Genomic DNA, 10,176 nt, shown 5'->3' on the forward strand with positions numbered 1-10,176 from the left:
AATTAACTATCCTCTCTATTTCAGTAAAAGTTTTTTATATGCATTATAAGTATCTTCATACAAATTCTTTAACGAGAAATGAGTAGATGCGTGATTATATAAACGATTTCCCATCGCTTCTAATTCACCATTCAACCATTTTTCATAAGCATTTTCTAATGCGTTTGCTAATGAATCCGCATCACCAATCGGTACAATCCATCCATACGTATCATCAACTATTAACTCTCTCATATCACCCACGTTTGTTGCAATAGATGTTAAGCGTTGATTTGCAGCTTCTAATAAAACAAGAGGGAAACTTTCACTATAAGAGCTTAACAAATTAATGTGTGCAGATGCATATAACTCTTTTGAATCTGTACGAAAACCTAGAAAAATCACCTTATCCTCTAAGCCTTTTTGTTTCACCATTGCCTTTAACTCTGCTTCTATAGGTCCATCACCCAGTAAAAGTACTTTTATATTTGAGATTTTAATTTTTTGTAGTGCTTCAAATAAAATGTTATGACCTTTAACAGGATGCAGACGAGCTACTTGAATGGCTGTAAATACTCCTTCTTCAATGCCAAATTCACTCTTATCATAAGGTTTTACCGGAATATTATCATACTCAATTCCATTATAAACTGTACAAATTTTCTCTTCTGGCACACCAAGTTTTATAATATTTTCCTTAAAGTTTTCTGTAATTGCAAAAAACAAATCTACCTTCTTGAAAGAACGTAAATTCAACTTCGTAAATGCCCATCCTTTTAATCCCCTCTTCATAAAATCCAAAGTTGGATTACTGTGGACAGTCATTATCCATTTCGCTTTTATACCTTTTTTCAAGAGGGAGAGATAGAAATTCGCTCGTGCGCCGTGTGTATGCACAATGTCAAATTGATTCTCATTAATAAATGATTTTATTTTTGAAAGAATTGATAGGTCGTACCGAGATGATTGAGTAAAAACATGTACCTGAATACCAAGGTCCCTCGCTTCTCTAGCAATTGCCCCTTCTTCAAATACCATTAATTCCACTTCTTTTTTCGGGAACTTCGATAAAAGTGAAATAATATGTGTTTTTCCCCCACCTTCTTCTGCACCAGCATTAATATGCAACACTTTCATTTCTTACATCCCCCATTTTCCTTTTTAATTTACTATAACAAAAATAAAAGCTAACATATGCTAGCTTTTATTTTTCTATCATTCAATTTCCAAGTCAACTATTAAGTATGCCATGATTAACACTAAATAGAAACTCACTCCAGGTGCCATTAAAATATGACCAGCCATAAATGAAATACCTAATCCGAGAAGTATTGCCATAGTCACCATTGCATATTTCACTGTGAATATTTGTTTAAATTTAGTAAATACACATACAATAAATTTAATACCAAAGTATAGGAACGGAATGATAAGTAAAACAAATCCTATGATTCCGAAAGAATAAAACCAATCGTGGAAATCGCGCTCAATTAATTTCGGCTCTTCTTTATAGTTACCAGCATAACCCATTCCTAATAATTTTTGAGACGTTGGGGCTTCCTTATAGAAATCTTTATACATTTGTTCAAATAATTGACGCCCACTGAAAATAATAGCTTGTGTTTCTTCTTTCTTTTCCGCTACCTTTTCTTTCTCTTTTTCTTTCTCTGTAACAGGAGGTTTATGCTCTTTAACTTTCTCCGATTCTTTCTTCTTCTCTTCCTTTTTTGCACTCTGTTTTTCTTCAATTATTTGGACATGAATTCCCATGTTTTTTAAAAATGGTGAAAAAGGTGTATAAGCCATTACTCCTACCAAAACAGTTATTGCAATACAACCATTTAGTAAATATACCTTTTTCTTTCCTTTTTCACTTTGTCTAAATGCCTGGATAAAGCACATAACAAACGCGACAGCCATTGTTGCATAAATTGCCCCTATGCCCACCTTTGTACCAACTGCAAACAATGAAAAAATAATTAAAATTGAAGGAATCCAATAATAAAATTTACCAATACTTTTTGTTTTTTCAATTGAATATAAAATAACAATTGGACACATGATTGCTAAAGTAGAGCCTAGTTCATTCCCTGCATAAAACCAACCACGCGATCCCAGCTTTAACCATTCATAGTTATTATAATCTGTTCCTGTCGCAATCGACACTACCATTACTATTCCTATTATCAATGATGCATACGTAACATAGTCACGCATTTTTGAATGTCTTTTTTCTTTTAAAGATTTAAAAACAAACACATAACAAGTAAGCATAACAAACGGGTATAACGCTTTTGCTATAAATTTAATTTCCTCTGTTAGCGCCATCGGATCCTTTGTAAATTTATTATTGATCAATCCGATAGTGAAAACTATTCCAACTAAGATTATATATGCTATATATTTTATACTTCCTTTTTTCTTTGTTTGAATTAAAATATATATTCCACCTAGAAACATAACAAATAAACGTGCAATAACTCCAATGGTCGTATCAATTTTTAAAACCATTATACAAAATGCTGTGAGCAAATCTAAAATTGGTTGCAACAAAATAAAGATTAGTAGAAAATTTTCAAATTTATTACTTTTACTATTTTGACTTAACATCTAGAACCTCCATAACTATTACCTAATTTCAATCTATATAGTTAATATTTTTTACTCATCTCAAATATTTATTATAACATATATTTTAAAATTAAACGCCTCACATTTCTACCCAACTTTACCTTATAGAAAAAAGCAGATTTGTATTTCCAAGCGCTTTCTTTCCTTATTTTTTCTTTTTTTCTACATGTAACGAAAATGCATTGTTATTTACATAACTTTAGTGTATATTTTTTCTCTGGAACATCTTTAAGAGAAAGGGATTAAGGCCATGTTATTAATCGATATATTTACGTTTCTTGGCATTATCGCCGCTGCCATTTCTGGTACATTAGTTGGTTTAAAAAAAGATCTAGATTTATTTGGTATCCTTTGTTTAGCTGTAGCTACTGCGCTCGGCGGCGGTATTATTCGTGATATTATGATCGGTAACCTGCCTCCTGTCGCATTTGTAAAACCCATTTACTTTTTCGTAAGCGTATTATCCGCATTATTTACTTGTATGTTTTTTGAGCGTATCAATAAACTTCAAGTCGTTATTATGCTTTCTGATGCTGTTGGCTTAGGTGTTTTTACAGCTATCGGTGCAAATGCGGCAATGTCACATCATGTTGACGCCTCATTTTTAGTTGTTTCAATGGGAGTCATTACAGGTATTGGAGGCGGTATTTTGCGTGACATTTGCGCTCAAGATATCCCTTATGTATTCCGAAAAGAGATTTACGCGATCGCTTCTATCTTAGGAGCAATTAGCTTCCTAATTACACATGCACTGGGGGCGCACGTATTAGCTTTCTATGTTTGTTTATTAATAACATTCGTTATTCGTGTCGTCACTGTCATATATAATGTACATTTTCCTGTTTTCTTTAAAACACACGCTAAAATTAATAAAAGTCATTAAGAGGATTCTACATGGAATTCTCTTAATTTATATACTATTCTATACACTAATATGGAGTAATTGCATATAAAAATATATAATTATATAAGAACTCGAAAATGAAAACGCTTTACATACAGGAGGAAGAACAATGCTTGGGGTTTTTAAAAAACATAAGAATAAAACAAACGCCAGTATAATTGAATTAAGCAAGGACCAACAAATAATATTCAATGTACCTGCCAATTCTGAACTAAACATCCAAATGGAAATGCTACATATTTCAAAAGAAGATTTACAAATTGTAAAAGTACTACAACCCTTTATTTATGAGGAAATAGATTGGATTACAGAAAAATTTTATGCCAACATTACAAAACAACCTAATTTAATTACTGTTATTGAACGTTACAGCTCTATTCCAAAACTAAAACAAACTTTGAAAACACATATTAAAGAATTATTCAGTGGAAATATGCATGAAGATTTTATTGAACAACGCATTAGAATTGCCAAAAGACATGTACAAATTGGTTTACATAGAAAATGGTATACGGCTGCTTACCAAGAATTATTCCGCTCTATCATGAAGATTTTGCAGACAAAATTTACAGCAATCGATGATTTTTCTTATTCTATTAATGTAATAAATAAATTATTTACTCTTGAACAAGAACTTGTTCTTGCTGCTTACGAATCTGAGTACGAAAGAATTCAAAAAGAGCATGAAAAAGAAAAAGCACTAACAGCTATGACAATTACGCATATTGCAACAGAACTAGCTGCCGTGTCTGAAAAAACGAGCTCTTCTATTCAAAAACTAACAGCTAAATCCGAAACTATTGTAGAAATTGCCAAAACAGGCACATCATTAGCTACAACATCGGAAGAAAAAGCAAATAAAGGTAAAGAACAATTAAATCAACAAAATAAACGAATGGGATACATTCAAACGAATATGGAAACTATTATTACAGATACACATGAACTTCTTGATATTTCTAACAAAATTAATGAAATTATAGATATTGTAAAATCAATTGCGGAGCAAACAAATTTACTTGCACTAAATGCCGCTATCGAGTCTGCACGTGCTGGAGAGTTTGGTAAAGGTTTTTCTGTTGTAGCTGGAGAAATCCGAAAGTTATCAGAGCAAACGAAGGAATCTATATCCAACGTTACAAAGCTCGTCGAAAAAACAAATGCACAGATTATTCGTGTCTCTTCTTCTGTAAAGCAAATTAGCTCTCTCGTATCTGAAGGAACGGATAGTATGTATGCGACAGATCAATACTTCCAAGAAATCGTAAAAGATATGTCTAACTCAAAAGAACAAAATAAAAAAATTGAAAATGAGTTAGAATCTATTTCACAAGTAATGAAAGGGATTCAAGACGATTCCTCAAAAATGGCCCTAACGGCTGATAATTTACAACTAGAACTAAACCGATAAGGTGAAACTTGAGTGAGTGGCGATCCTTCATCTCCACTCACTACTCATTTTCATCATCCATCGATAAAAAGAGCCGTTCCCAACAGATAGTTTGGAACGGCTCTTTTTAATAAGTAAGTTTTTCTTGTCGTATTTTATAGTTAAGTCAATATAATTTCATGTAATAAGGACACTTTGAATTGCAGGACAGGCTCTTATTTTCGGAAAAATATTTTTTGACAATAAACATAACTCATATAAACACCAAAGCTTTGTAAAATGAACACAGCTGGCATGATAATATTGTAATATACCATATCTACTTGGAAGAGTCTTAGTAATACATATCCACTAACTAACAAAACAAACAACATATATCCTTCGTTTTGTTGTTTCTTAATAAGGAAATGTAATAAAGCTATAGCTATAAATAGCATTACCGTTATATATATAAGTTTTTCACATTTAAATAAAATAGAGTTTATTCCCTCATCTGAAAACTGATTCATTACTGGTTTTAAAAGTTTAAACCTTTCGCTCTCAATCTCTTTTAAATTTTGATCAATGTGCTCTATTACACTTTGATTTTTCGATATTTTTTCCCCATTTGTACCTTTTCCAATTAAAACAGATTGAACATACGCCTCATTCGAAATCTTATATTGTGACATTCCCATTGTATTAATTCCGTAACTCACAATAAAGTGAACGCTATAAAATAAAATGAGTATCCCTATCATCTTCAATAGTACTTTTTGCTTCGTTACTGATTGAAATAATTCGATTAACAACACATATATAGCAATAAAAATAGGAAAAAATAACCCTATTGGGAAAATCATATTGCTACAAGCAAATAAAATCGCTGAAAGCACCCACATATAAGGATGATCTAACCCTTTATATAAAAGTATGTAACAAGCAAAATAAAATAAAAATATTGCAAGCGACTCCTGTGTTAATAAGGAGCTCATGAATATATTTGGAATATATACAGCGTAAAATACAGAGGCAATACGACCACATTCTTCCCCAAAAATCATCGCTGCAATACGATAAATGAAAAATACAGTCCCTGTACAAAATAAAATATTAAATAACTGTAAAACAAATACCGTATCACCAAATATACGAATAACAATCGATTCATAAATAATAAAAGGTAACTGAGTTACATTCTCTATAGTATTACCAATTGCAATTTGCTTTGCAGACTCATACATCACTTTCATATCACCAATTATCGGAGTATCTACAAATAGAACCACGCTAAGTCTCACCAGTATAGATATACTTAGAAGAAAAAGAAGAAATTGTTTACCTGTAAAACGATATTGTAAAATTGATGCCACTAGTAAAGTAAGGATGATAAAAATCACCAATACGATTGTTATAGTTGTTGTACTTCCTCCAAGAAATTGCTTACTTGTTTCAAATGCTGACCAACAACTATAAACAAAAAATGTGAGCATCGCACCCATTATTATTTTACTGAAGAAAGACGAAAAATTTGTTTGTATGTGATTCATATGTCCATTGCACCTCTATTTCCTTTCATAACAAAACGATTCTATCATGAATGGGTACACAGCTGATAGGGAATTTCTATGACAAATACAGAGTCATAACTTTTTCACTTGCAATGTAAGCGAATCCTCTTTTACACTACATTTTAGATATAATAAATTTTCTTTCAGTTACATGAATACAAATACAGAAGTTTTAATAGAGTAGAACTTTAATTCATAGTGGGGGTGTTTATCCCCCCACTAATGATTAGCTTTTACAAGCTGTCTTCTATGTTTGACAGCCGAATTTTGAAGTGGTTATCTTACCACCCGCACATAGCGAGGTAAAACCCTCTTCTAGAACTCTTTACTTCATTAAATATCTATTGATTTTTAATAACTTTGTACTCCATTTACAATACATGTCATTCTGATTGAAAACAGAAAATAGGGGCTGAATATATGGAAAAGAAATTCATGCGCGAATCAAAAGCAATTAAAACAACACGTGTTTTTCCTAATGATTTAAATAATCATCAAACACTTTTCGGAGGTAAATTATTAGCAGAAATTGATAGTATCGCTTCGATTGCAGCTGCAAGACATAGCCGTAAACATTGCGTAACAGCATCTATCGATTCCGTTGATTTTTTAACTCCAATTCACCAAGCAGATTCTGTTTGTTATGAGGCTTTCGTATGTTATACGGGAAAATCTTCAATGGAAGTTTTCGTAAAAGTAATTGCAGAAAATTTATTAGAGGGCGAGCGTAGAATGGCCGCAACATGTTTCATTACATTTGTCGCATTGAAAGACGGAAAGCCTTCTTCTGTACCGCAAGTACTTCCCGAAACAGAGGAAGAACATTGGCTATACACAACCGGACCAGAGCGTGCAGAAAATAGAAAAAATGGGCGTTTGAAAAGCAAAGAAATGGCTGAAGTATTAACATTAAGTAAACCTTGGAGTATTTAACGATTAATTAACCTTCCTTATTTAAATCAAAAAGGAAGGTTTTTTATATAAAATACATAGAGTTGATTTACAAAGTTTATATGCGGTAAACTTATACAGATGTTCTTTTGACACTCCCACCCCTAAAGGGGCAAGCTGATTAATGTCAGTAGGATTCTTATTACTAAAGTCCGATATGGGCTTTCCTATATCGCGAAATCTGTAATCTTCTTCCTTTCAAAAGGTCTATATAGTGTAAAATACAAAAAATTTGAGGAGATAATAATTATATGATGGAACAAACTCAACTCGTTTCCGTTATTGTCCCGCTATACAATGCGGAAAAATATATTGAAGAGACGATGGAATCAATACTGAATCAGACATATAAAAATCTTGAAATTGTAGTTGTAGATGATGGAAGTAAAGATCAATCATCTTCTATCGTAAAAAATCTTGAGAAAAAATACCCTGAACAAATAAAATATGTTCTCCAAGAAAATCAAGGTGTTTCCGTTGCTCGTAATACAGGAATTGAAAATGCTAGCGGAGAATATGTTTCTTTTCTTGATAGTGATGATGTATGGCATCCAACAAAAATAGAAAAGCAAATCGAAAGTATGCACAAAAACAATATGAACGCTTGTTATTGTGGCTATATGAACTTTTACGACGAAACTGGTGAAAAGGTCGAAAATACGACAAACTTTATTAAAGGAAATATGACAAAAGCTTTCTTAACACATCAAGTTTTCGCCCAAACAAGTACTTGGATTTTTAAAAGATCAATTGTGATGGATCATAACATTCGTTTCACACCAGGATGTAGCTGGGGAGAAGATTTAGAGTTTCTATTTAAATTAATGAGTGTAACAAATGTATGTTATGTGGATGAATATTTAACATATTATCGAATCCTATCAGGAGGAAACCTTTCTTCAAATTATAAAGATTATGAATTAAAAACAACAAAAGAATTAGAAGTATTTAATCGAATGAAAGATTGGATTCATAATAAATCAAAAGACTTAATCACAAATGACTCTACAGAACTTATTGAAATCCTTGAAACTTATCTATTCCCATATACAGTCATTAACAATGCCTGTATACACATTAAAGAACACTCTAAATTAGATAAATCAAAAGTTCAATTAATTAAAAGCGATATAAAGAAATATTGTCGCAAAATCTATTCGAAAAATGGAAAACGAAGCAAAAAATTATACGCGATGCTTTGGTTTGTACGCATCAAATTTATATTTTCTTAAATAAAAAATACGCTTTTAAACATTTTTTCCGTAAACAAATTAAACTTATAAATAGGACAAAGTGTGTCCTAAAGAATAGAAAGGTCTCTTTCCATGAAAACAAACAAAATCCTTAAAAACGCCTCCTACCTCTTTGTAGGAAATATTACTGTTCGATTTGTACTTGCTATTGCGACCATTCTCTTTGCAAGATACGTTTCTCCAGGTGAGTATGGCATGTTTACAGTTGCATTAGCAGTTTCCGCTGTCATTTGTTATTTTACAGATGCAGGTTTGACACATACGTTTATGCGTGAAGGAACAAGAAGCGACGCTAACATTAGCGTATTAATAAGTAGTTATTTACGTATTCGTTTAGTATTAGCTATCGTAATTTCTGTGCTCTTCGCTATTTTCGCTCAGTTCTTCTACACTGATGCTTACTTACGTGCCATGGTATATTGGGTCGTACTACCAACCATGTTTGGAGCCACTTTACAAGGTGTTGGGATGGCTTATTTCCAAGTAACAGAGCGTATGCAATTTACAGCGATTATTTCTGTACTACAAGGTGTGACAGCCGCAGCCGCTCTTCTGCTAGGAATGTCATTTAAATGGTCACTTATGATGGTCGCTGCCATGTACGGAATATCTAGCCTTGTAACAGGAGTCATGGCCTTTATAATGACAATCCGCTATACAACTATTCATAAGGGCTGGGATAAAGGCATTTTAGATCAATTACTTATTTTCACAATCAATGGCATTATCATTATGCTTTTGCCGCAGTTAGGTCCCATTATATTAGAAAAAGTTTCAGCGAATGAGCAAGTTGGGTTCTTTGGGGCCGCCTATAAAATACCTGCTGTACTTTACCAAATACCCGGTGTAATTGCAGCAGCTTTTTATCCAAAATTGTTTGCTTTTGGAAATGAAAAGAATATTGATGAACATAGAAAACTATCTCAGTTCGAATTAAAACTGATGTCTTTCTTAGGAATGGGAATTTCTATTCCATTTATCGCCGATCCAAGTTTTTGGATTGTAACTTTATTAGGTGAAAAATATGCACCAGCCGGTGATGCCCTTGCAATTTTAGCCTTTATGGTCATTTTACAATCCATCAACTATCCACTTGCTGATAATTTAACAACAATTGGTCAACAGTGGAAGCGTGCGACAACGATGGGGATTGGATTAGCTGTTGCCATTATAAGTTACATCGCATTAGGTAGCCAATTTGGAATGATGGGCGCTGCTGTGGCTGCTATCATTACCGAGATTACATTATTAATTGGATTTACTTTATTCGTTCGTAAAGGCTTTACATTACTATTCAAAGGAATAATATTCAATACACTAGCATTTATAATCAGTTACGCGATATACCGCACAGTATTAATTAACTTACCACCACTGGTAGCTCTAACACTTACTGGTATATTATACGGTATTATTGGCCTTGCAATTGATCCACAAATACGCGGGTTACTTTTAGAGTTCATAAATAAAAAGTTTGCTAAGAAAACAGCATAAAAAGAGCTGCCCGAAAAGCCGAAC

At 32.6% G+C, this 10,176-nt stretch carries 8 protein-coding genes and 1 pseudogene; 6 read left to right on the forward strand and 3 right to left on the reverse strand.

The annotated features are described in order from the left end of the window. Positions 1 to 15: 15 nt before the first annotated feature. On the reverse strand, positions 16 to 1,116 hold the full coding sequence (locus JTF23_RS23030) for a glycosyltransferase family 4 protein (protein WP_204209839.1): 1,101 nt from the start codon (positions 1,114 to 1,116) through the stop codon (positions 16 to 18). Between the two features lie 78 nt (positions 1,117 to 1,194). After that, positions 1,195 to 2,589 carry an O-antigen ligase family protein gene (locus tag JTF23_RS23035; RefSeq protein ID WP_199715476.1) on the reverse strand — a complete coding sequence of 465 codons (1,395 nt, stop codon included), beginning with the start codon at positions 2,587 to 2,589 and terminating at the stop codon, positions 1,195 to 1,197. Positions 2,590 to 2,860: 271 nt separating this feature from the next. Between JTF23_RS23035 and JTF23_RS23040 the strand changes: the two genes are divergently transcribed. From JTF23_RS23040 to JTF23_RS28405, 3 genes and pseudogenes are all read left to right on the forward strand, one after another. Then, positions 2,861 to 3,493: a trimeric intracellular cation channel family protein gene (locus tag JTF23_RS23040; protein WP_002159709.1), complete on the forward strand. Its 633-nt coding sequence runs from the start codon at positions 2,861 to 2,863 to the stop codon at positions 3,491 to 3,493. Between the two features lie 250 nt (positions 3,494 to 3,743). Then, positions 3,744 to 4,121 (forward strand): annotated as a pseudogene (locus JTF23_RS28400) (protoglobin family protein); the annotation flags it as partial. After that, positions 4,119 to 4,925: a methyl-accepting chemotaxis protein gene (locus JTF23_RS28405; protein WP_374100905.1), complete on the forward strand. Its 807-nt coding sequence runs from the start codon at positions 4,119 to 4,121 to the stop codon at positions 4,923 to 4,925. The pseudogene JTF23_RS28400 and the gene JTF23_RS28405, both read left to right, overlap by 3 nt. 194 nt (positions 4,926 to 5,119) lie before the next feature. Here JTF23_RS28405 and JTF23_RS23050 read toward each other — a convergent pair whose 3' ends face one another. Then, positions 5,120 to 6,433, reverse strand: coding sequence for an ArnT family glycosyltransferase (locus JTF23_RS23050; protein ID WP_204209840.1), 1,314 nt, complete (start codon positions 6,431 to 6,433; stop codon positions 5,120 to 5,122). Positions 6,434 to 6,874: 441 nt separating this feature from the next. On the opposite strand from JTF23_RS23050, the gene JTF23_RS23055 reads away from it, so the two are divergent. From JTF23_RS23055 to JTF23_RS23065, 3 genes are all read left to right on the forward strand, one after another. Then, positions 6,875 to 7,387: an acyl-CoA thioesterase gene (locus tag JTF23_RS23055; RefSeq protein WP_016106769.1), complete on the forward strand. Its 513-nt coding sequence runs from the start codon at positions 6,875 to 6,877 to the stop codon at positions 7,385 to 7,387. A gap of 269 nt (positions 7,388 to 7,656) precedes the next feature. After that, entirely contained in the window at positions 7,657 to 8,637 is a 981-nt protein-coding gene (locus JTF23_RS23060; protein WP_204209841.1) for a glycosyltransferase family 2 protein, read from the forward strand. 93 nt (positions 8,638 to 8,730) lie between these two features. Beyond that, positions 8,731 to 10,152 carry an oligosaccharide flippase family protein gene (locus JTF23_RS23065; RefSeq protein WP_204209842.1) on the forward strand — a complete coding sequence of 474 codons (1,422 nt, stop codon included), beginning with the start codon at positions 8,731 to 8,733 and terminating at the stop codon, positions 10,150 to 10,152. The last annotated feature ends 24 nt before the right edge of the window (positions 10,153 to 10,176 follow it).

The sequence above is a fragment of the Bacillus sp. RIT 809 genome (assembly GCF_016892495.1).
GTDB lineage: Bacteria > Bacillota > Bacilli > Bacillales > Bacillaceae_G > Bacillus_A > Bacillus_A cereus_U.

Coding starts and splice junctions, on each gene's coding strand:
- JTF23_RS23030 (WP_204209839.1), bottom strand. CDS start 1,116: ATGAAAGTGTTGCATATTAATGCTGGTGCAGAAGAAGGTGGGGGAAAA.
- JTF23_RS23035 (WP_199715476.1), bottom strand. CDS start 2,589: ATGTTAAGTCAAAATAGTAAAAGTAATAAATTTGAAAATTTTCTACTA.
- JTF23_RS23040 (WP_002159709.1), top strand. CDS start 2,861: ATGTTATTAATCGATATATTTACGTTTCTTGGCATTATCGCCGCTGCC.
- JTF23_RS23050 (WP_204209840.1), bottom strand. CDS start 6,433: ATGAATCACATACAAACAAATTTTTCGTCTTTCTTCAGTAAAATAATA.
- JTF23_RS23055 (WP_016106769.1), top strand. CDS start 6,875: ATGGAAAAGAAATTCATGCGCGAATCAAAAGCAATTAAAACAACACGT.
- JTF23_RS23060 (WP_204209841.1), top strand. CDS start 7,657: ATGATGGAACAAACTCAACTCGTTTCCGTTATTGTCCCGCTATACAAT.
- JTF23_RS23065 (WP_204209842.1), top strand. CDS start 8,731: ATGAAAACAAACAAAATCCTTAAAAACGCCTCCTACCTCTTTGTAGGA.